This is a genomic window from Vibrio gelatinilyticus, from assembly GCF_022836845.1.
Taxonomy (GTDB): Bacteria; Pseudomonadota; Gammaproteobacteria; order Enterobacterales; family Vibrionaceae; genus Vibrio; species Vibrio gelatinilyticus.
In genome coordinates this window covers 161,040-182,490 of record NZ_JAJNNZ010000007.1, presented here as the reverse complement: position 1 = coordinate 182,490, position 21,451 = coordinate 161,040, and the positions used below count along the sequence as shown (strand labels likewise).

Here is a 21,451-nt window from a genome sequence, read left to right as displayed (position 1 = left end):
CTATAAGGTGATGTTTAGTTAAAGCCACCGAATTCTTTTTCGAACTTAATCATGTTATCTGCAAGCTTTTCGGCGTTGACAGAATATGAGCCATTCGCAATGGCGTCTTTAATTGCCGCAACCTTAGCCGAATCAAAGCTAGGGGTTGCCGCCATCTTTTGATGCATTTGTCCGATCTCTTTACCTTGCTGGCTTAGAGTTACAGCGTCTTGTTTGTGCGTCGACTTGGTAACAGAATCTGAATTAACATTGCTTCGACTAGATTCAGAACGGCCTGGCTGGCGGCTTGTTGTTGCCATTGCCTGCCCAGAACGTATGTTATCTATACCTGCCATATATCAGCCTTCTTGTGATAGTAGGAATCTTACAATCGATATCGACCAATGGACTCAATACTTTAGCGAAATTTAATAAAAAGAGTTAGAAATGTACGGTGATTTCAGCGACACCAGTAACTATACCTTCAATTATACGCTGAGACTTGTCATTTTTCACTCTTACTTGTTCACCGTTAGAACCATCACTCAGCGCGGTTCCCTTGGTGCTAATAGTCATTCCTGACTTCACCGCTTTAATGATGACTTTCTCGTTGCGACAGACCACACAAACATCATTGCGTTCAATAACATCACCTACATTGACGTTGCGTTTGAGTTTTGAGCCTACAACCTGATCAAAGGTGGTAAAGGCTTGCCGCCTGAAGCGATGTTGTTCAATCATTTTCATGGTTACGTCGCCTTGTGTTACTAAGTTGCCTCGAGCAAGTGGACGAGTGGCGGTAACGAGTGGCAACGAAATTGAAACTCGAACGGGCACATACAGTCGCCATTCATCGGCTTTGCACTGAACCAGTACCGTAATGTTGCTCGACGTATTGCGAGTGGTTGAGGCGCTGGTTTCGAGCCCTGAAGGGCAATCTGTTGCATGCATGCGAGAGTCGATGTTTCCTGCTTTGGCAACGATTTCACCACCAGTAGGTTGGTCTATGGTATTTAAAACATGAGCTTCGGCAGCCTTTTGAATAGATTCTATTTGCTCAGGCGTCGCAGCATGCGTTAATACGCTAAAGAAAAGCGCAAGCCAGACGATAAACTGTATAGGGCGCCTCTTAGGCGTAGCCCTAGACGGCAGAGTAAGAGTCAAAAAAGTCATTATATAGTATGGTGTTCTGTTGTTTGAGTTTCTATATTGCGGTATTAGACTAGCACTTTTTTGCTAGCAAGTTTGAGATGGAGATGAACTTATGACAAGTATTTTGGATTCGGTGAACCAACGCACCCAACTTGTCGGACAAAACCGATTGGAGTTACTGACTTTTAGACTAATGGGCCGTCAGCGTTACGGTATCAATGTATTTAAAGTTAAAGAGGTTCTTCAGTGTCCTAAGTTGACCTCTATGCCTAACCTAAACAGAGTTGTTCGTGGTGTGGCCCATATTAGAGGACAAACTATTTCGGTGATCGATTTAAGCTTAGCAATTGGTGGTCGTCCAACTGCTGACATCGAAAATTGCTTTGTTGTGATTTCTGAGTTTAACCGAAGTGTACAAGGCTTCTTGGTGAGTAAAGTCGAGCGTATTATCAATATGCACTGGGAAGCGATATTGCCTCCGCCAGATGGTTCGGGAAAGGCTCACTACTTAACGGCGGTGACCAATATCGATAATGAGTTGGTAGAGATCATCGACGTCGAGAAAATTCTTGCTGAGATTTCGCCTCCGGAAAAGAAAATCAACGAAAAGCTGGTGCAAGAAATTGCTGAAGTTGAGCAAAAGGAAGATAAGCCCGTTGTGCGCCGTATTTTGATTGCTGATGACTCAGCGGTAGCGCGTAAACAGGTTAAGCGAGCAGTAGAGTCTATTGGCTTTGAGGCGATTTTGGTCAAAGATGGCAAAGAAGCCTACGAAAAGTTGGTTGAAATGGCCTCTGAAGGGGATATTCATGAGCAAATCTCACTGTTGATCTCGGATATAGAGATGCCAGAGATGGATGGGTATACTCTTACCGCCGAAGTAAGACGACACGCAGCTTTAAAAGATCTACATATTATTTTGCATACTTCTTTGAGTGGCGTTTTCAACCAAGCGATGGTCGAGAGGGTCGGCGCCAACGAATTTATCGCCAAATTTAACCCAGATGAATTGGGTGGGGCTGTGAAAGCGGCTATCGCACCAAAATAAATACAACAGAACCAAAGGCTTGTGATAAAGCAAGCCAACAGAAGTATAGAGTAGTCAATGACAGCGATAACGATAAGTGATCAAGAGTATCGTGATTTTAGCCGCTTTTTAGAATCCCAATGTGGGATTGTGTTAGGCGAGAGTAAGCAATACTTAGTAAGGAGTAGACTTAGCCCTTTGGTGACTAAGTTTAAGCTCACATCCCTGTCATTTTTATTGAGAGAGGTAGTTTCTGGCCGCAATCGCGAGTTAAAACTCGCTGCTGTGGATGCAATGACCACTAACGAAACATTGTGGTTTCGTGACAGCTATCCATTTAGTGTGCTATCAGACATGCTGTTACCTGAGATGGCGGCCAAAAAGCGACCAATAAAAATTTGGTCAGCGGCAAGCTCTTCTGGGCAAGAGCCGTATTCAATTGCGATGACAGCGTTGGAAACTCAAAATAAGAGACCAGGACAAATCTCAAATATCGCCATTACCGCAACCGATATTTCCAATACTATGCTTGATATGTGTCGACAGGGGGCCTACGACAATTTGGCTCTTGGACGCGGTTTATCGCTTGAACGTCGTAAAATGTTCTTTGAGGAGATAGGCGACGGTAGAATGCGTATCAAGGATAACGTTAAGCGCATGGTCAACTTTAGGCCGCAAAATCTAACAGAAAGTTACGCTTTACTGGGTAAATTTGACATTATTTTTTGCCGCAATGTTCTTATTTACTTCTCTCCAGAGATGAAGTCAAAAGTGCTCAATCAAATGGCGAAAAGCCTTAATCCTGGTGGTTACCTTTTACTCGGCGCTTCTGAGTCGCTCACAGGCCTAACAGACCAATTTGATATGGTACGCTGTAATCCGGGTATAATTTACAAGCTCAAATCCTAGTACGAGCGTATCCCAGCTCGTCTATCTTCTATTGCGCATTCGAAAGCCTTGGTTTATGCCAAGGTTTTTTTATTGTTACGTTTTAAGGCTAGAAGCAAAATATTTTTAAAGGTGTAAGTCGACATTCCTTTCTTTATCTGGGGATTACAGCCAGCAATGATTCTACCGCAATAGTGGCAAAGTTTTTGCTTTGGTTACCTTCGTTGATGTACTTAATGGATGCTAATGGTGACAGTTCGTCGTGTTTTTCATGTTGGTACACATTTTGCTTTAACTTAATCAACCAAATGATTTTTGAATTTGAGGTTTAAATGGCCATTTCTTTTAATAATGCTTTAGGGATCCACCAACACACCGTTGGTGTACGTGAGCGCAACGCCGAAGTGATATCAACCAATATCGCACAAGCCAACACGCCAGGCTTCAAAGCGAAAGGAATGGACTTCAATAAAGCACTGAAAGCGGCAACCTCAGGGGCAAGTATTGGACTTAGCCGTACCGATGGACGGCACATTTCTGCCTCCACCACGGTGACCGGTGACACGCTTTACCGTGTGCCGACCCAACCTGATACCGGGGACGGCAATACAGTCGATGTGGATTTGGAGCGCAATATGTTTATGCAAAACCAATTGAGACATCAGGCGTCACTCGATTTTCTTGGTAGCAAGTTCAAAAATCTAAGCAAAGCAATTAAAGGGGAGTAATTTAGATGAGTTTATTTAACGTATTCAATGTTACAGGTTCAGCGATGAGTGCAGAATCTGTACGTCTAAATACTACCTCGAGTAATTTAGCAAACGCTGACAGCATCAGTAGTTCTGCGAAAGATACTTATAAGGCTCGTCACGCAGTATTTGGTGCCGAGCTTAATAAGGCGCGTTACAACCGCGATCATAATGTCCCGGTAAAAGTGTTGGGCATTGTTGAAAGCGATAAACCTTTGGCCGCGGTGTACAACCCAGATCATCCCTTGGCAAATGACGAAGGCTATATTTACAAGCCTAATGTCAATGTTATGGAAGAGATGGCAAACATGATTTCTGCTTCTCGCTCTTATCAGACCAACGTTCAAGTTGCTGATGCGAGTAAGCAAATGTTATTACGTACATTGCAAATGGGCCAATAAGGATAGGAGATAGCAGATGGCCGGAGTTAACAATGTTGGTCAAAGCGGCTTGTCCTATGTTGACCAGCTAAAAAAACTGCAAGACCAAAATAAGCCAAATGAAACAACGGGAAAGCAAGATCTTAAACAAGAAGATTTTCTGTCGTTGCTCACTAAGCAATTGGCGCAGCAGGACCCTTTTAAGCCGGTAAGCAACGATCAAATGATCGCCCAGATGGCTTCGTTTGCGACGGTTGACGGGATTGGGAAAATGAACACTCAATTCGAGAGTTTGAATTCCTCAATGACGTCAAATCAAGCACTACAAGCGTCATCTTTGGTAGGCCGAGATGTTTTAGTCCCTGGTGCTGCAGGTATTAAGCAGCAAGATGCAGGCATGGCGGCAATGGTAAAATTGCCACAGTCTGTAGATAACTTGTTCGTACGAGTTGAGAATGAAATGGGTCAACTTGTTCGCACGTTCGCAGCGGGGGGTAAACCCGGCGGTGATAACCGTGTCGAATGGGACGGCAATGACGATCAAGGGAATCCTTTACCAGCAGGCAAATACAACGTGAAAGCGTCTGGATTGCTTGATGGAGAGAGCAAAGAGTTTGCGGTTTCAACCTACGCAAACGTCAACAGTGTTCTTTTGGGTAAAGGGGATGGAAATGTACTGCTCAACTTAGCAGGGTTTGAAAACCCCGTGAAACTTGCAGAAGTACTTGAAGTCGGCAAAGCATAACCGCTGGCTAGTTTAGGAGATTAGGAATGTCATATGTATCACTAAGCGGGTTATCTGCTGCTCAATTGGATCTCAATACGACCAGTAATAACATTGCCAATGCCAACACGTACGGCTTTAAAGAGTCGCGTGCAGAATTTGGCGATGTGTATTCAAACTCACTGTTTACTAATTCAAAAACGACTCCAGGTGGCGGTGCGCAAGCGAGTAAAGTTGCCCAGCAATTCCATGAAGGGTCCAGCGTTTACACCAATAATCCAATGGATTTGCGCATTAGTGGTACAGGCTTCTTTGCTGTATCGAAAGAGCGATTGGTACCACAGCAAAATGAACTTAGTCGTAATGGCGCGTTTCACCTAAATAAAGACAGCTATATGGTGACATCAAACGATGAGTTCTTGCTCGGTTATGACGTGAATAGAGATAATGGTGAAGTGGTGTCTTATGAGCCTAAGCCAATCAATATCCCGCCTGAGTTTGGTAAGCCAAAGCAAACGGCAAACGTTGAAGTCGGCGTTAACCTACCAGCAACAGGCGCTTTAAAAGATCCTGCGCTGTTTGATTACACCGACCCTGAAACGTACAACCGTTCTACGTCATCGACCATTTATGATTCAATGGGTCAGTCGTATAAACTGTCGACCTATTACGTGAAAGATCAGACGCAAAATAACTCATGGCAAACCTACTATACCGTGACGGATGCCTCTGGTGAGAAGCCGGTGAATATTCAAGGCGGTGACGCGACTTCCCCTACTGGGCATGTTGGTCACACCATGAAGTTTAACAATGATGGCACCCTTGCAAGCCTGAACAATGGTCAACCGATGGTGACTGAAGCCTTGGGTGAAGGTGCGAATCCAATCGATATGAACGGTGCGGATCCTGCACAGCAACTTGCATTTGATCTCAAGAACACCACTCAGTTTGCCGCACCATTTGAAATGACGAAGTTCGATGAAGACGGCGCAACGACAGGTTTCTTGACCAAAGTCGATTTTGACGAGAAAGGTAACGTACTTGGAACATACTCTAACGGCGAAAACGTGACACTTGGTCGTGTGGCACTGGTTCGTGTTGCCAATGAACAAGGCCTTGATAAAAAAGGTGGTACTCAATGGGATTCGACCACCGCATCGGGTGCGAAGATCTGGGGTGAGTCAAACAAAGGGTCATTTGGTTCTATCGATAACGGTACACTAGAGCAATCAAACATCGATATGACGCAAGAGTTAGTAGACTTGATTTCTGCTCAAAGAAATTTCCAGGCTAACTCGCGTGCACTTGATGTACATAACCAGTTACAGCAAAACATCCTGCAGATTCGCTAACGAGTCAAACGATCAGGTATATAAAACGGTGTGATGATCGCGTCACACCGTTTTTGATATTTGCCACTAACTTGCCACCCAACTTGCCACTTGCCTCTTTCGACCTGCCGTTGCCTCCATCGAGAAGTCCATTCCCCCCTTAGCTATTCGTGTAAGTTATTGAAATTAATAAGCATTAAATAGTGGCACAGCTATTGCAAGGTTGAGTGAAATTATGTGTATTGGAGCAACCAATGGATCGTGCCCTATATCTATCAATGAGTGGAGCTAAGCAAAACATGCAAGCTCTGCAACTCAGAGCGAACAACTTAGCCAATGCTAACACCCCCGGTTTTCGAAAAGACCTAGCCCAAGCGCGTTCTATGCAAGCTTATGGCGAAGGTATGCCGTCGCGTGTATTTAGCATGACTGAGCGCCCAGGATATAGCTTCGACCAGGGTAGCGTTGTGACAACTGGTCGCGATCTGGATATCACTATTCAGGGGCAAGGTTGGATGGCAGTAATGGATAAAACCGGCAAAGAAGGTTTGACCCGAAACGGAAGCCTTCGTATCGACCAGAATGGTCTACTCGCGAACAGTCACGGCCATCTGGTTTTAGGTGAACGTGGCACGCCGATCACCCTGCCAATCCCATTGCGCAAAGTCGAAATCGGTAAAGATGGCACCATATCTGTGGTTCCTCAAGACGCACCAGCTGACGAAATGGTTGTTGTCGATAGAATCAAACTTACCAGTACTGACAATCAATCTTTGTTTAAAGACACCAACGGATTGTTTCGTTCAAAGCAACCTATTGCTGAATACGGCTATGACGGACGTGTACAGGTTATGACAGGTGCAATAGAAGGCAGCAACGTTAATGCTGTCGGTGAAATGACAAGCCTTATCGACTTGCAGCGTCAGTTTGAAATGCAAGTGAAATTGATGGGCACAGCTGAAGACATGGACAAGGCGTCAGACTCATTGCTTCGCATGAGTTAGTAGAATAAAAGGGGAAGACAATGCATCCAGCGTTATGGGTAAGTAAGACTGGCTTAGATGCTCAGCAAACCAACATTTCAACTATCTCAAATAACTTGGCGAACGCATCGACGATCGGCTACAAAAAAAGCCGCGCAGTATTTGAAGATCTGTTTTATCAAAATATTAATCAACCGGGTGGCCAGTCGTCACAAAACACTGAGTTACCGTCTGGTTTGATGCTTGGTGCGGGTTCTAAAGTGGTTGCCACGCAAAAAATTCATACACCAGGCAACGCACAAACAACCACGAACAGTTTGGATATGATGATCGAAGGAGATGGTTTTTTCCAAATATTGATGCCTGACGGCAATATTGGTTATAGCCGAAATGGTCAATTTACGCTAAATGACGAGGGTGTCATTGTGACCTCGGGTTCGGGTTATTCTCTAGAGCCAGAGATTGCCATCCCTGACGATGCGATTTCTGTGACCGTTGGTAATGATGGTGAAGTCTCTGTGCGCGTTCGTGGCCAGCAAGATAATCAGGTCGTTGGGCAAATTACCACCGTCGACTTTATCAACCCAGGTGGCCTTGAGCCAATAGGGCAGAACTTGTATTTACCAACAGGCGCAAGTGGCGAACCAAATGAAGGTGTCCCGGGATTGGATGGTTTTGGCCAGGTACGCCAGTCAATGCTTGAAACGTCGAATGTGAACGTAACAGAAGAGCTGGTGAACATGATTGAAGCTCAGCGCGTGTATGAAATGAACTCGAAAGTGATCTCTTCAGTCGACAAAATGATGAGCTTCGCGACACAACAGTTGTAGGTTAGGATGACTATGAAAAAACTGCTTTGTCTTTCTTTAATGGCGCTGTTGGCTGGTTGTGCTGGGATCGGCGCCCCAGAAACCCCAAATGAAATTGCCGCAGGCACGACGGCGGTCGATGCGGTCGAGGGGGATCGCTCTCAGTCTACGGGTATCGTCGATACTTTGCGCGACCGCACCGATCCTATCGCAGATGATCCCGCGTGGGCACCGATTCACCCTAAGAAGAAGCCAGAACATTACGCAGCGGCGACAGGTTCTCTCTTCAACACCAACTATGCTCGTGATTGGTATGACGATACCAAACCACGCCGTATTGGTGACATTATCACTGTAACGCTTAATGAAGCGACAAAAGCGGCAAAAAGTGCGGATGCTGATCTATCCAAAGCTAATGATTCGACAATGGATCCATTAGTTATTGGTGGTCGTGAAGTTACGATCAGCGACTATAACTTTTCTTATGAGTTGAAAAACGACAATAAGTTTTCGGGCAACGCATCGGCGAATCAAAGTAATAGCATTTCTGGTTCCATTACGGTCGAGGTAATTGAAGTACTTGCCAATGGCAACTTAGTCATACGCGGCGAAAAATGGTTGACGCTTAATACCGGTGATGAATACATTCGACTCAGCGGCACCATACGTTCTGACGACATTGAATTTGACAATACCATCGCATCGAATCGAATTTCTAACGCGAGAATTCAATATTCTGGAACCGGAACCAATAAAGATATGCAGGAACCTGGATTCTTGGCACGATTTTTTAATGTCTCCCTATAAGGGAATGCGTCAAAGCAGTTAAGCGGCAAACCCTCTCCTTTGAGGGTTTGTTGGTATTTAGGGTAAGGTTATGAAAAAACTCGCGTTATTATTTTTTGGTTTGTTGTTTATACTTTCGAGTGCACATGCCGCTCGCATCAAGGATGTGGCAGAAGTTGCCGGGGTCAGAAGCAACCAGCTGGTGGGTTATGGTTTGGTTACGGGCTTACCGGGTACCGGTGAGAAGACACCATTTACGGAACAAAGCTTTCGCTCAATGCTTGAGAAATTTGGTATTCAAATGCCTATTGGTTTTAAACCTAAAACCAAAAACGTTGCCGCCGTTATTGTTACCGCCGATCTGCCAGCTTTTTCGAAACCGGGTCAAAAAATTGATGTGACCGTATCGTCTATTGGTGCGGCAAAAAGCTTGCGCGGCGGTACGTTGATGCAGACCTTTATGCAAGGTCTGGATGGTGAAATCTACGCGGTTGCTCAGGGTAACTTAGTCGTTAGCGGCTTTAGTGCCGAAGGCCTAGATGGTTCTAAGATCGTCGGCAATAACCCAGTCGTCGGTATGATATCGAGTGGGGCGACAGTCGAGCGAGAAGTCCCAAGCCCGTTTTCGCGCGGAGACTACATCACTTTTAATCTGATCGATTCTGATTTTACCACCGCACAAAACATGGCGAATGCGGTCAATGATTTTCTTGGTCCTCAAATGGCCAATGCTCTTGATGCGACTTCTGTGCGCGTTAGAGCTCCGCGTGATTTGAGCCAACGTGTAGCCTTCTTGTCTGCAGTCGAGAACATCGAATTTGATCCGGCAGATGGCTCGGCTAAAATCATCGTTAACTCGCGTACAGGCACCATTGTTGTTGGTAAGCATGTGAGGCTAAAACCTGCCGCTGTGACTCATGGTGGTATGACGGTGGCAATCAAAGAAAACTTGCGCGTCAGCCAGCCAGGTGCTTTTTCAGAAGGTGATACCGTAGTGGTGCCAAATTCGGATATTCAAGTGACCGAAGGCAGCGGCAAAATGTTTAAGTTCGAACCCGGTTTAACCTTAGATGATTTGGTTCGTGCGGTGAATGAGGTTGGCGCGGCACCTTCGGATCTCATGGCTATTTTACAAGCTCTAAAGCAAGCCGGTGCCATCGAAGGTCAGCTGATCATTATTTAAGGACTAAATTCTATGATTAAGAATCAACAGGATATCGGTTTTATTCACGATTTAAGCAGCTTAGATAAGCTTCGTCAGCAAGCCGTGAGTGATGATAAGGGCGATGAAGAAGCAGCATTACGAGCCGCGGCAAAGCAATTTGAATCGATCTTCACCTCTATGATGCTAAAGTCCATGCGGGATGCGAATACACACTTTGAATCGGATATGATGAACAGTCAAAATGAGCAGTTTTATCGTCAAATGCTCGATGATCAAATGGCCGCCGATCTCAGTGCGTCGGGCTCTTTAGGTTTAGCCGATATGATCGTCGCTCAGCTTGGTGCAGCAAGAGGCGACGAGGCGCAAGCTGAAGTAAATACTGAGATCCGTATGAGAAACGAAGCGTTCAATACCACCTTGAAAATGCCTTATGACGAAGAGAAAGCGCGCGCCATTTCGGCAGAGCGCAATCTCAACGGCGTAAAAGGTGAAGCGAGGGTTGAGCTAAGCGAGAAACCGAACTTTTCTACGCCAGAAACGTTTGCGCGTTCACTCAAGCCGTATGCGGAAAAAGCGGCCAGCGCTTTGGGTATTGACTCGTCACTGTTACTGGCTCAAGCCGCGCTCGAAACGGGGTGGGGCAAGAAAGTGGTTCAAAATAGCCAGGGCAGCAGCAATAATTTGTTTAATATTAAGGCTGACAGAAGCTGGAAAGGCGGCAAGGTGGCAACGCAAACTCTCGAGTATCATTCGGCGGTGCCAGTCAAAGAACATGCCGCGTTTCGTTCGTATGCGTCTTACGAAGACAGCTTTAACGACTATATCCAATTTCTCAATGAGAATCCGCGTTACCAGACAGCACTCCAACAACGTGGCGGTTCGGAGCAATTTATTCACGGGATCCACAAAGCAGGCTACGCAACCGACCCGAACTACGCAGATAAGGTATTGCGTGTTAAACAGAAAATAGACCAGATGCCCCTTTAGTACGGTATTCACATTGAGACTTTTAACGATAAAACCCCGCTTTTGCGGGGTTTTATCGTTAAAAGTTCGCTCTGATGGCGCTTGGAGGTTACTGATAATAAAAATCGCCTCTGACGGAGCGCATTTTTCATAGCTGGCATATATATTGCAATTAATCGGATAGAAGGCGTAACTAGTCGTTTTAGTTACGTAATTTGGTGAAATTCGGGGGCGATATGGCGTCAGATCTTCTGAACCTAGGTACACAAAGTGTACTCACGGCTCAGAGACAGTTGAATACAACTGGTCACAACATTTCCAATGTAAATACAGAGGGTTATAGCCGCCAATCTGTAATTCAGGGAACCAACGATCCTCGTCAGCTTGGCGGGCAAACGTACGGTATGGGTGTACATGTGGACAATGTTCGCCGCTCCTGGGATCAGTTTGCCGTCAAAGAGCTCAATGTTGCGACGACGACACAAAATCATCGTCAGGAAAACCTATCTAACCTGGATATGCTATCGAGCATGTTGTCGTCGGTAACCTCTAAGAAAATCCCCGAAAACCTCAATGATTGGTTTAACAGTGTAAAAACCTTAGCCGACACGCCAAATGATGTCGGTGCTCGGAAAGTCGTGCTTGAAAAAGCCGACCTTACTCGACAAACATTGAATAACTTCCATGAGACTGTGCGAGAGCAAGCCGATGTCGCCAATAAAAAGCTCACTATTGGTATCGAAAGGGTAAACCAAATTGCCGTCGAAATTCGAGACTTGCACCGGTTAATGATGAAGGTGCCAGGTCCGCACAACGACTTGATGGACAGACACGAAAATCTTATCCGTGAGCTATCTGAATACACCAAAGTGACCGTTACACCCCGCGGTAACAGCGAAGGATTTAATGTCCATATTGGTAATGGCCATACCCTGGTGTCCGGCGCTGAAGCCAGCCAACTTAAAATGATTGATGGCGTCCCTGATGTACATCAGCGTCGCCTTGCCATGGTGGAAGGCAAGGGCATTAAAGCCATCAAAACCGACGATATTGGCGGAAAAATTGAAGCCATGCTTGAGTTGCGTGATGAGCAAATCCCCAACGTTATGGATGAACTAGGGCGTTTAGCCGCTTCATTTTCTTACGAGGTTAACAAACTGCAAGGCCAGGGATTGGATTTAAATGGTGAAGTTGGTGGCAATATTTACACCGATGTTAATTCAGAAGTGATTGCCAAATCTCGAGTCGTGGCCGCTTCTCAATCACAAGCCGATGTTGCCGTGTATATCGATGACACCAGTCAATTAAAAGGTGGCGAGTATGCCGTGAAATACACTGGCGATGGCTATTCTGTGACTAAACCATCAGGTGAAACCGTCATGGTCGATCTTGATTCATCTAGCTCATCATTTTTTATGGATGGTATGCGTGTTGAAATAAGAGAGGAGCCAAGTATTGGCGAAAAGCTATTGCTAAGGCCAACTCGCCATTCCGCGGCGCAGATCAAGATGGCGACCAATGACCCTCACACCATAGCTGCGCAAAGCTTCGAAGCATCGAGCACCTTTGCTCAGGGGGATGCCACATTTAAAATGATTGATGCGGGCGAATTACGCGAATTCGAAGTTCATATATCGCCGACGGGTAATGAATTTGCCGTCACAGATACCAAAGGCAAGGTATTATTGGCCCCACAAGCTTACCCTCCTAAAGAGGATGTGACCGTGTTGGGCACGACTTTTCGTCTGTCGCCAGGCGCTCTACCCAACGATAAGTTTACCGCTAACTTGACCGCCTCTGAGGGTGATAACGGTAACTTAAGGAAAATGCTAAATATTCAGACGGCAAAGACGGTCAACGACAAGCAGTCGACCATCATTGACTTGTACCATAACCTCAATACAGATGTTGGTCTTAAAACGTCAACGGCAACGAGGCTGCATGAAATTGCCACCCTAGAGCAGCAAACGGCACAAGAGAGATTAGCGTCGATCTCTGGGGTGAATTTGGATGAAGAAGCGGCAAATATGATGAAATTCCAGCAGGCGTATATGGCGTCATCACGCGTGATGCAAGCGGCTAACGAAACCTTTGATACGATTTTGGCACTGCGTTAGGGAGGCAATAAATTATGATGAATCGAATTTCTAGCTTTCATAACTATCAGGCGGTGCAAAACGACTTTCGACGCCAAGAAGGTAAAGTTCACCACAACCAACAACAATTGGCTTCGGGTAAGCAGTTGCTATCACCTGCCGATGATCCATTGGCAACGCACTACTTGCAAAAACTTGGTCAGCAAACAAAGCAACTCGAGCAATATACGGACGCCATCGTGCTGACTCGAAATCGCCTAGAGCATCAAGAGGTGATGATCAATGATACCGAGCAGTTTGCCGACAAAGCCAAGCGCTTAACCATGGAAACGATTAATGGTTCTTTGTCTCAAGAAGATCGAGCAGCAAAGGCAAGAGAGATTGAAGAGCTTGCTCGAAATTTTATCGCTCTGGCCAATAATCAAGACGAGTCGGGCAACTACACCTTTGCCGGTACTAAGCCGAAAACTCAACCGTTTTTTGTGGATAATCAGGGGCAGATTTCGTATGCCGGGGATGATTATCAGCGCAAGATGAAAATCTCTAACAGCATGGAGATTGCCGCTAGCGATCCGGGCAGTAAGCTGTTTATGAATATTGATAATCCCCTTGGTGATTATCAACCCGATTATCAATTAACACCCGCATCAGAATTGTTATTGCAACAGGCGACCAATCGAGATCCTCAAGATGAAGGTGTGTATAAAGTCACTTTTGTTGACATGGGCAACAAAACATTCGGCTATCAGCTAGAACGCAATGGCAGCGTTGTTGATGCTGGAGACTTTGAACCGAGTAAAGGAATTTCTTACCAAGGTTTGGCCATCAGTGTGAAAGGGCAAATTTCCAAGGGTGACTCAATTGTCTTGGAGCCACAACGCTCATTCAGCATTTTTGATACCTTTAAAGGTGCGATGGAATGGAGCGAAGCTCCCGTGTCGGATGCATCCGCGTCCGCTAAGCTTCATCAGTTTACACAAGAGTTCCATGCGGCTTTTATCCATTTGACTCAGGCGCGAACCGATGTGGGTGCTCGCTTGAATACTCTGGATATTCAAGAGCAGCAACACGATGACTTTCGACTCTCTTTGGCAAAGTCAAAGAGTAACTTCGAAGATCTTGATTACTCTAAAGCAGTGATCGACTTTAATGAGAACACCCGAGCCCTGCAAGCGTCACAGCAGGCCTTTGGTAAGACAAAAGACCTTACCTTGTTTAATTACTTGTAGCCCGATTGTTCGGCTGCCACCCATTGCGGGTGAATCAGCGTGAGTGTAATCCAGTTGCCTTAAGTGCTTTGCCTTATGTGCAGGAGAACGAAAACTACGCAAACGATAGGTGGCAAGTAAGGCTGCATAAGATTGCCATGTAATGTTTGATTGAATATTTCAATACGACTATTAACAGATTTAAATATGTAAATGCATGAATAGTATATTTATTTTTCGAATTGTGATTTTTTTAAATAATTGGCACGAAGATTGTATTGTTTATAGACACGAAGGAATTGATTGCCGCTTTAATAGGCAGTGGCGATCAACATAAACGATTTCAGCGAAGCCTCTCAACCAAGAACGTGATGGTGTTTCGTTGTTAATTAGGGTTCACGGTCAGTGCTTATATACAAGAGAGTGAAGCTGGCCGCTTCGCAACCGATGAAACGGTTAGCGAACTCGAAAGGAGAGCATGATGGCTGTAACTGTAAGCACCAACGTTGCCGCAATGACCGCGCAGCGTCATTTAAATAAAGCAACGGATAGTTTGAACACCTCGATGGAACGTTTGTCATCTGGACATAGGATCAACAGTGCGAAAGACGATGCTGCGGGCCTACAAATATCCAACCGTTTGACAGCGCAGTCTCGTGGTCTGGACGTTGCAATGCGAAACGCGAATGATGGTATTTCCATCGCCCAAACCGCTGAAGGTGCGATGAATGAATCCACCAACATACTGCAACGTATGCGTGACCTGGCATTACAATCTGCCAATGGTACAAACTCTAAATCAGAGCGCGAAGCGATCAATGAAGAGTCGATGGCACTGCAAGACGAGCTAAACCGAATTGCAGAGACGACCTCTTTTGGTGGCCGTAGACTTCTCAATGGTTCATTTGGTGATGCATCGTTCCAAATCGGTGCTAACTCTGGTGAAGCGATGATTATGGGCCTGAGCAGTATTCGAGCTGATGACACCCGCATGGGCGGCTCAACATTTACCGCAGAAAACGCTAAAGATAAGAACTGGTCCGTTGCTCCGGATGCGAACGATTTGAAATTCGAGTTTGTCACTAAGGATGGCCAGGAAGTCAGCATCGACATTCTTGCCAAGAAGGGAGACAACATCGAGCAACTTGCCACTTACATCAATGGTCAATCTGATAAAATCAGTGCATCAGTTGGTGATGACGGTGAATTGCAGCTATTTATCGCCGACCCTGATTTAGAAGGTGACTTTTCTGTCTCGGGCAGCTTAGCCTCTGAGCTTGGCTTAAATAACGAAGGTGTTAAACATACTGTTCAAGACATCGACATGACGACGGTTGCTGGCTCTCAAAATGCGGTCGCCATCCTTGATTCGGCACTGCAGTATGTAGACTCACAGCGTGCCGACTTAGGTGCCAAACAGAACCGTCTAAGCCACAGCATCAATAACCTGGCTAACGTTCAAGAAAATGTCAATGCCTCAAACAGCCGAATCAAAGACACCGATTTTGCTAAAGAGACGACTGAATTAACGAAAAACCAAATTTTGCAACAAGCAGGTACCTCAATTCTTGCTCAAGCAAAACAGTTGCCAAACTCTGCGATGTCACTACTTCAGTAGTGAAGTCGCAGTGAAGGCAGTTAACCTTGAGCCCAGACGTGGCGCTTAAGGTTTTACTGCCTGGCAAGCACGCTCTAGCATGTTTTAGTGAGCTCTCTCACTCTCACCTGCTCATTAATATCATCAGAGTGTGTCTCGGATTGCCCGTATGTGATTCATTTCTCTTGATCTCCACATAGGATATGGCGTCCAACCCCAGCCCCAGTTCTCTCAAAGGAAAAGGGGCTTTTTCCTTTATTGTCTTCTCACCTTCTTGTCAGTTATTCCGTCGGACTCTGGTTAAGATTACCTATGAATTGTGATCTAATGCCAAGTTATCCCCTTGTTTTAATGCCATTTTGGTTGTTTTTTATCCAAATAGAAGTTTTTGATAAATTTATGCTAAAGCTTTTCCAAACCGTGTCGTTAAATGAAATAACTTTAAAAAACTACTTGGTTTTCCGAGACGTAGGAAACCGCACCACCGGAAAATCAATTGGAGAAATACCATGGCAGTAAATGTAAATACTAACGTATCGGCAATGACAGCTCAGCGTTACCTAAACAGCGCAAGCCAAGCTCAAGCAACGTCGATGGAGCGTTTGTCTTCTGGCTCAAAAATCAACAGTGCGAAAGACGACGCTGCTGGCCTTCAAATTTCTAACCGTTTGAATGTACAAAGCCGTGGTCTAGACGTCGCGGTTCGTAACGCCAACGATGGTATTTCTATTGCGCAAACAGCTGAAGGTGCGATGAACGAAACCACCAACATCCTGCAACGTATGCGTGATTTGTCACTGCAATCTTCAAACGGTTCGAACTCAAAGTCAGATCGTGTGGCTATCCAAGAAGAAGTCTCAGCACTAAACAATGAATTAAACCGTATCGCCGAAACCACATCGTTTGGTGGTAATCGACTGCTTAACGGTACGTTCGGTACTCAATCTTTCCAAATCGGTGCTGACAATGGTGAAGCGGTCATGCTTGGCCTACGTGATATGCGTTCTGACAACGCGCAAATGGGTGGTACGAGCTATCAGGCTGAGAACGCGAAAGACAAAGACTGGGCAGTATCAGCAGACTCAAACCAATTGGCTATCTCACTAACCGATAAGTTTGGTGAAGCGCAGGAGCTGACCATCAACGCGAAAGAAGGCGACGATATCGAGCAATTGGCGACGTACATCAACGGTCAAACGGATCTAGTGCGTGCATCTGTTAACGAAGACGGCCAACTGCAAGTCTTTGCGGGCAGCAACAACGTTGACGGTGAAGTGTCGTTCTCTGGCAGCCTAGCGGGTGAGCTTGGCATGCAAGCAGGTAACGATGTAACTGTAAACAAGATCGACGTGACGACAGTTGGCGGCGCACAAGAATCTGTGGCGATTCTAGATTCTGCTCTTAAGTATGTCGACAGCCACCGTGCAGAGCTAGGCGCTTTCCAAAACCGCTTCGGTCATGCTATCAGCAACTTAGACAACATTAACGAGAACGTTAATGCCTCGAAGAGCCGCATTTCGGACACAGACTTTGCAAAAGAAACAACGGCAATGACTAAGAACCAGATTCTTTCTCAAGCATCAAGCTCTATCCTGGCACAAGCAAAGCAAGCGCCAAATGCAGCGCTAAGCCTACTGGGCTAAGCTTTAGCGCCGACTAACAGCGATTACAAAAAACCAGAGCTTCGGCTCTGGTTTTTTTATGGGACACCAAAAGGGGAAGACAGTATAAACAAGTTGATATCAAATCTTGATCACATTTATCCAATCAATTGAATATTTGATCTAAAAAAAGTGTTTTTTTCCTAAAGGTTAGAAAATGATCGCCGTTAAAAAGGTTGAGAGAAATGAGATCGGCCAATGTGAGGTGAGAGACACGGCGGCCATCAACCTATCTGCCTAAGGAGATCAATATGGCAATTAATGTAAACACGAATGTGTCTGCAATGACTGCGCAGCGCTACCTAAATGGTGCAGCGGAAAATACACAAAAATCGATGGAGCGCTTGTCCTCCGGTTACAAAATCAACAGCGCGAAAGACGATGCAGCGGGCCTTCAGATTTCTAACCGTTTGAACGTTCAAAGTCGTGGTCTTGATATGGCAGTGAAAAATGCCAATGATGGTATTTCAATCGCCCAAACTGCTGAAGGCGCAATGAACGAGACCACCAACATTCTTCAACGAATGCGTGATCTATCGCTACAGTCCTCGAATGGCTCTAACTCGAAATCAGACCGTGTGGCGATTCAAGAAGAAGTGACCGCGCTTAATGACGAACTAAACCGTATCGCTGAAACAACGTCTTTTGGTGGTAATCGTCTGTTAAACGGTACTTACGGTACTCAATCTTTTCAAATCGGTGCTGATTCTGGTGAAGCGGTCATGCTAAGCATGAGCAGCTTACGTTCAGACACTATGGAGATGGGTGGTAAGAGCTACGCCGCGCAAGAAGGCAAAAGCCCAGACTGGCGTGTTGCGGAAGATACTGAACTGACGATGTCTTATACCAATAAGCAAGGCGAAGAAGTTGAATTAACGGTCAACGCTAAGCAAGGTGATGATATCGAGCAACTTGCGACTTACGTGAATGGCCAAAGCCAAGATGTGAAAGCATCGGTGGGTGAAGATGGTAAGATCCAACTGTTTGCAGCGTCTCAGAAAGTACAGGGCGATGTTGCGTTTAGCGGTGGTTTGGCATCTGAGCTTAACTTGGGTGACGCGAAAGACGTCACGGTTAAAGACATCGATGTAACATCGGTTGCTGGTTCTCAAGAGGCAGTAGCGGTTATTGACGGTGCTCTGAAAAGTGTCGACTCTAAGCGTGCCGAACTTGGTGCATTCCAGAACCGTTTCAATCATGCTATTAGCAACTTAGATAACATCAACGAAAACGTTAATGCTTCTAAGAGCCGCATCAAAGATACGGATTACGCTAAAGAAACAACAGCAATGACCAAGAACCAGATTTTGCAACAAGCAAGTACGTCCATTCTTGCTCAAGCAAAGCAGGCTCCATCGGCAGCGCTTAGTTTGCTAGGTTAAATTACGCTTTAGGCAGCTAGCATAGTTGTTATTGCATAATAACGACTATTTCCCGTATCAAATGGTTGGGATTTTGGTGTTCCGAACCATTTGAGCGGACAGTATAAGGTGAGAACGGAGAGCGTTATGGATATAGCATCCTACACATCGAACATTCAGCCTTTTGCCACTTCAAATGGCACAGAACTTGCTAACAATAAACAGCAAAGCGTTGATTCTAAATCACCCTCTTCGACAGATTTACATGCAGATAACGTTGTAAAGCACGGCGAAGAGGCTCGAACGATGGAACTCTCTCAGGAGAAAACCAGCGAGCTCATAAAGAAAATCGCCAAAGAACGTCACGATCTTAATGAGCAAGAAAGGCAGAAGATGGTTGATAAGCTTGATGAATTTGTCTCAAACTTAACCAAAGATTTGTCTTTTCGGGTCGATGAGGAATCTGGCAGAAGCATTGTAACCGTGTATTCCAATAATGGTGACATCATTCGCCAGATACCGGATAAAGAGTTACTCGATGTACTGCTGCGCCTTGAACGTCACTCCTCAGGTTTAATTGAGGAGCGAGTATAAAGAATCTTTCGTAGTCGTTAGATTTGCTGATTTATTTGAGGTAGTTGGATGAGTATGGGCCCGATAGGGATGTCTTCAGGCATGGATATCAATGCCGTGGTAAGCAAAATAGTTGATGCAGAGCGTGTTCCTAAACAGCAGCGCATCGACATTGAGCGTACCAAAATTGATACCAATATTAGTGCCTATGGCAGACTTAGAGAGTCGCTCGATACCATGAAAAACCTCATGGCGAGTTTTCGTCAAGAGAAAGCGTTCGCATTACGTAGCGTTAGCTCAACCGAAGAAAGTGTAGTCACTGCGACGGCGACAACCGACGCTATAGCTGGCAAATATGCTATCGATGTTTTGCAACTTGCTCAGAGCCACAAAGTCGCGTCCGAGGTTCTTCCAGAAGACGCGAAATTTGGCCCTGGTAAGTTGCAATTGTCGATGGGTGAAAAAAGCTTTGATATTTCCCTTCGCAAAAACTCTAGGCTCACCGATGTGGTTCGAGCTATCAATGCCGCAAAAGATAACCCCGGTGTAAGAGCATCACTCATAAATGACCGAAATGGGCCACGCCTGATCGTCGCGGCGAATCAATCTGGATCTGAGAATGCATTGTCGATAAAAGCGTTGGCTGACCCAGACAATCCGAGTTCTGAGCTTTCCCGTCTTGAATATAAAACCCTAGAGCAAAGGGTCGAAGATCTGGAAAAAGCCTACGATGAAGCAATGGCTTTAACTGGTGGCAATAAACCTCTCAATGCAAAAGAGTCATTAGAACAAGCAAAACAAGAACAACAGGCTCAAGAGCAACAAAAACAGCAAGAAGTCAATGAACGGAGTCGACAACAAGCCGATGGGGCCGTATCGCCAAAAGAGGCAACTTCTGGCCGCCCACAGGATACGATACCCGGTTGGACCGAGACTGCATCGGGAACCTTAATTGACTCCTATCGCGCCCCTCAGCCCGAGCTCGATGAGAAGGCCCTAAAGAAATCTCAGGAAGTGCCAGGGTGGACCAACACAGCGTCGGGCACATTAACGGATTCATACGTCACAGCCTCTGAAGCTCAAAGTCAATTAGAACAAGAGCTTGCAGCCGAAAAGGCGTCAATAGCAAAAGCTGTGGCCGAGGGTGAATTGAGTGCAGAACAAGCAAAAAAGATGGAGCGTGCGAAACTGTCTCCAGAAGAACGTGAGCGACTAGAGAAGGTTGATAAGGCCGCCGCAGAGCTAAAAGAAGCGCAAACGGCGCTGCAAACGTACACGGGTATGAGTGAAGTTCAAGCTGCGCAAGACTCCATTGTGTTGTTAGATGGTGTCGCCGAACTATCTAGCCATAACAATGTGATAGAAGACGCCATTGAAGGGGTTGACCTAGCTTTAAAAGGTACAACCAAGCAAGGCGAGCGCCCAGCAGAGATTGGTGTTGAATACGATAGGCAGAGTGTTCGTACCGACATCGAACAGTTTGTTGCCGCTTACAATCAGTTTTTTAATGTGTCACAAGACCTGGGGAAAGTTGACCCGCTGACAGGCCGTGCAGGCCCACTTGCTGGCGATAGTCTGGTCAGAAGTGCCGATACTCGTCTAAAGGGCGTCTTTTCGAGCTCTATAGACAGTGCACCAGAAGATCTTAAAACGTTAACTGAGTTTGGTATTACCACGACAAGGCAAGGTAACTTAGAAATTAACTATGAATTGCTAGATAGGCAGCTAAACAATAACTTTAATAAGCTAGGGGAATTTTTTGGCGGAAGTAATGGCTTTGCACGTAAGGTTGAAGATGCCATTCATAGTATGACAGGGATAACGGAGTCTATTCGTACTCGAGAGAAAAGCTTAACGGAACAGAGTTATCGCTTGAATGATGACCAAACCACGCTCGATCGTCGTATGAACACCCTGGAAAAAAGGACGCATGACAAGTTCTCAGCGATGCAAGATGCGACAGGAAAAATGCAAAGCCAATTAGCTGGCATGATGAATGCATTAAGATAAAAGGGT

20 protein-coding genes are annotated in these 21,451 nt (G+C 45.6%); 18 read left to right on the top strand and 2 right to left on the bottom strand.

Annotated features, from left to right (window positions below; translation table 11 throughout):
• Window positions 1-14: 14 nt before the first annotated feature.
• Entirely contained in the window at window positions 15-335 is a 321-nt protein-coding gene (gene flgM, locus LNL84_RS11055; protein WP_244357304.1) for a flagellar biosynthesis anti-sigma factor FlgM, read from the bottom strand.
• A gap of 85 nt (window positions 336-420) precedes the next feature.
• Window positions 421-1,152, bottom strand: coding sequence for a flagellar basal body P-ring formation chaperone FlgA (gene flgA / locus LNL84_RS11050; RefSeq protein ID WP_244357303.1), 732 nt, complete (start codon window positions 1,150-1,152; stop codon window positions 421-423).
• A 91-nt stretch (window positions 1,153-1,243) separates the two neighbouring features.
• On the opposite strand from flgA, the gene LNL84_RS11045 reads away from it, so the two are divergent.
• From LNL84_RS11045 to fliD, 18 genes are all read left to right on the top strand, one after another.
• A complete protein-coding gene (locus LNL84_RS11045; RefSeq protein ID WP_244357302.1) occupies window positions 1,244-2,179 on the top strand; it encodes a chemotaxis protein CheV in 936 nt (311 codons plus the stop codon).
• A gap of 57 nt (window positions 2,180-2,236) precedes the next feature.
• Window positions 2,237-3,067 carry a protein-glutamate O-methyltransferase gene (locus LNL84_RS11040; protein ID WP_244357301.1) on the top strand — a complete coding sequence of 277 codons (831 nt, stop codon included), beginning with the start codon at window positions 2,237-2,239 and terminating at the stop codon, window positions 3,065-3,067.
• 311 nt (window positions 3,068-3,378) lie between these two features.
• Complete coding sequence (gene flgB / locus LNL84_RS11035; protein ID WP_244357300.1) at window positions 3,379-3,774, top strand: flagellar basal body rod protein FlgB; 396 nt, start codon at window positions 3,379-3,381, stop codon at window positions 3,772-3,774.
• A gap of 5 nt (window positions 3,775-3,779) precedes the next feature.
• Window positions 3,780-4,196 (top strand): flagellar basal body rod protein FlgC, encoded by a 417-nt coding sequence (flgC, locus tag LNL84_RS11030; RefSeq protein ID WP_244357299.1) that lies wholly within the window; start codon window positions 3,780-3,782, stop codon window positions 4,194-4,196.
• Between the two features lie 16 nt (window positions 4,197-4,212).
• Window positions 4,213-4,920: a flagellar hook assembly protein FlgD gene (locus LNL84_RS11025; protein WP_244357298.1), complete on the top strand. Its 708-nt coding sequence runs from the start codon at window positions 4,213-4,215 to the stop codon at window positions 4,918-4,920.
• A 26-nt stretch (window positions 4,921-4,946) separates the two neighbouring features.
• Entirely contained in the window at window positions 4,947-6,251 is a 1,305-nt protein-coding gene (gene flgE, locus LNL84_RS11020; protein WP_244357297.1) for a flagellar hook protein FlgE, read from the top strand.
• 233 nt (window positions 6,252-6,484) lie between these two features.
• The gene (gene flgF / locus LNL84_RS11015; protein ID WP_244357296.1) at window positions 6,485-7,234 is read left to right on the top strand and encodes a flagellar basal-body rod protein FlgF; all 750 of its coding nucleotides are present in this window, start codon (window positions 6,485-6,487) and stop codon (window positions 7,232-7,234) included.
• A 20-nt stretch (window positions 7,235-7,254) separates the two neighbouring features.
• Complete coding sequence (gene flgG / locus LNL84_RS11010) at window positions 7,255-8,043, top strand: flagellar basal-body rod protein FlgG (protein WP_244357295.1); 789 nt, start codon at window positions 7,255-7,257, stop codon at window positions 8,041-8,043.
• Window positions 8,044-8,055: 12 nt separating this feature from the next.
• Entirely contained in the window at window positions 8,056-8,829 is a 774-nt protein-coding gene (flgH, locus tag LNL84_RS11005) for a flagellar basal body L-ring protein FlgH (RefSeq protein WP_244357294.1), read from the top strand.
• A gap of 70 nt (window positions 8,830-8,899) precedes the next feature.
• Window positions 8,900-9,991, top strand: coding sequence for a flagellar basal body P-ring protein FlgI (locus tag LNL84_RS11000; protein WP_244357293.1), 1,092 nt, complete (start codon window positions 8,900-8,902; stop codon window positions 9,989-9,991).
• Window positions 9,992-10,003: 12 nt separating this feature from the next.
• Window positions 10,004-10,960, top strand: a complete 957-nt coding sequence (flgJ, locus tag LNL84_RS10995) for a flagellar assembly peptidoglycan hydrolase FlgJ (protein ID WP_244357292.1) — start codon at window positions 10,004-10,006, stop codon at window positions 10,958-10,960.
• 215 nt (window positions 10,961-11,175) lie between these two features.
• A complete protein-coding gene (flgK, locus tag LNL84_RS10990) occupies window positions 11,176-13,056 on the top strand; it encodes a flagellar hook-associated protein FlgK (protein ID WP_244357291.1) in 1,881 nt (626 codons plus the stop codon).
• A gap of 14 nt (window positions 13,057-13,070) precedes the next feature.
• A complete protein-coding gene (flgL, locus tag LNL84_RS10985; RefSeq protein WP_244357290.1) occupies window positions 13,071-14,264 on the top strand; it encodes a flagellar hook-associated protein FlgL in 1,194 nt (397 codons plus the stop codon).
• Between the two features lie 460 nt (window positions 14,265-14,724).
• Complete coding sequence (locus LNL84_RS10980; RefSeq protein ID WP_244357289.1) at window positions 14,725-15,861, top strand: flagellin; 1,137 nt, start codon at window positions 14,725-14,727, stop codon at window positions 15,859-15,861.
• Window positions 15,862-16,349: 488 nt separating this feature from the next.
• On the top strand, window positions 16,350-17,483 hold the full coding sequence (locus LNL84_RS10975) for a flagellin (RefSeq protein ID WP_244357288.1): 1,134 nt from the start codon (window positions 16,350-16,352) through the stop codon (window positions 17,481-17,483).
• Window positions 17,484-17,752: 269 nt separating this feature from the next.
• Window positions 17,753-18,883 (top strand): flagellin, encoded by a 1,131-nt coding sequence (locus tag LNL84_RS10970; RefSeq protein ID WP_244357287.1) that lies wholly within the window; start codon window positions 17,753-17,755, stop codon window positions 18,881-18,883.
• A 126-nt stretch (window positions 18,884-19,009) separates the two neighbouring features.
• Window positions 19,010-19,456, top strand: a complete 447-nt coding sequence (locus LNL84_RS10965; RefSeq protein ID WP_244357286.1) for a flagellar protein FlaG — start codon at window positions 19,010-19,012, stop codon at window positions 19,454-19,456.
• 48 nt (window positions 19,457-19,504) lie between these two features.
• Window positions 19,505-21,445: a flagellar filament capping protein FliD gene (gene fliD, locus LNL84_RS10960; RefSeq protein ID WP_244357285.1), complete on the top strand. Its 1,941-nt coding sequence runs from the start codon at window positions 19,505-19,507 to the stop codon at window positions 21,443-21,445.
• Window positions 21,446-21,451 lie beyond the last annotated feature (6 nt).

What these genes read in the sequence shown, in the direction of transcription:
- flgM (WP_244357304.1), bottom strand. Translation starts at nt 335, where the DNA reads ATGGCAGGTATAGATAACATACGTTCTGGGCAGGCAATGGCAACAACA.
- flgA (WP_244357303.1), bottom strand. Translation starts at nt 1,152, where the DNA reads ATGACTTTTTTGACTCTTACTCTGCCGTCTAGGGCTACGCCTAAGAGG.
- LNL84_RS11045 (WP_244357302.1), top strand. Translation starts at nt 1,244, where the DNA reads ATGACAAGTATTTTGGATTCGGTGAACCAACGCACCCAACTTGTCGGA.
- LNL84_RS11040 (WP_244357301.1), top strand. Translation starts at nt 2,237, where the DNA reads ATGACAGCGATAACGATAAGTGATCAAGAGTATCGTGATTTTAGCCGC.
- flgB (WP_244357300.1), top strand. Translation starts at nt 3,379, where the DNA reads ATGGCCATTTCTTTTAATAATGCTTTAGGGATCCACCAACACACCGTT.
- flgC (WP_244357299.1), top strand. Translation starts at nt 3,780, where the DNA reads ATGAGTTTATTTAACGTATTCAATGTTACAGGTTCAGCGATGAGTGCA.
- LNL84_RS11025 (WP_244357298.1), top strand. Translation starts at nt 4,213, where the DNA reads ATGGCCGGAGTTAACAATGTTGGTCAAAGCGGCTTGTCCTATGTTGAC.
- flgE (WP_244357297.1), top strand. Translation starts at nt 4,947, where the DNA reads ATGTCATATGTATCACTAAGCGGGTTATCTGCTGCTCAATTGGATCTC.
- flgF (WP_244357296.1), top strand. Translation starts at nt 6,485, where the DNA reads ATGGATCGTGCCCTATATCTATCAATGAGTGGAGCTAAGCAAAACATG.
- flgG (WP_244357295.1), top strand. Translation starts at nt 7,255, where the DNA reads ATGCATCCAGCGTTATGGGTAAGTAAGACTGGCTTAGATGCTCAGCAA.
- flgH (WP_244357294.1), top strand. Translation starts at nt 8,056, where the DNA reads ATGAAAAAACTGCTTTGTCTTTCTTTAATGGCGCTGTTGGCTGGTTGT.
- LNL84_RS11000 (WP_244357293.1), top strand. Translation starts at nt 8,900, where the DNA reads ATGAAAAAACTCGCGTTATTATTTTTTGGTTTGTTGTTTATACTTTCG.
- flgJ (WP_244357292.1), top strand. Translation starts at nt 10,004, where the DNA reads ATGATTAAGAATCAACAGGATATCGGTTTTATTCACGATTTAAGCAGC.
- flgK (WP_244357291.1), top strand. Translation starts at nt 11,176, where the DNA reads ATGGCGTCAGATCTTCTGAACCTAGGTACACAAAGTGTACTCACGGCT.
- flgL (WP_244357290.1), top strand. Translation starts at nt 13,071, where the DNA reads ATGATGAATCGAATTTCTAGCTTTCATAACTATCAGGCGGTGCAAAAC.
- LNL84_RS10980 (WP_244357289.1), top strand. Translation starts at nt 14,725, where the DNA reads ATGGCTGTAACTGTAAGCACCAACGTTGCCGCAATGACCGCGCAGCGT.
- LNL84_RS10975 (WP_244357288.1), top strand. Translation starts at nt 16,350, where the DNA reads ATGGCAGTAAATGTAAATACTAACGTATCGGCAATGACAGCTCAGCGT.
- LNL84_RS10970 (WP_244357287.1), top strand. Translation starts at nt 17,753, where the DNA reads ATGGCAATTAATGTAAACACGAATGTGTCTGCAATGACTGCGCAGCGC.
- LNL84_RS10965 (WP_244357286.1), top strand. Translation starts at nt 19,010, where the DNA reads ATGGATATAGCATCCTACACATCGAACATTCAGCCTTTTGCCACTTCA.
- fliD (WP_244357285.1), top strand. Translation starts at nt 19,505, where the DNA reads ATGAGTATGGGCCCGATAGGGATGTCTTCAGGCATGGATATCAATGCC.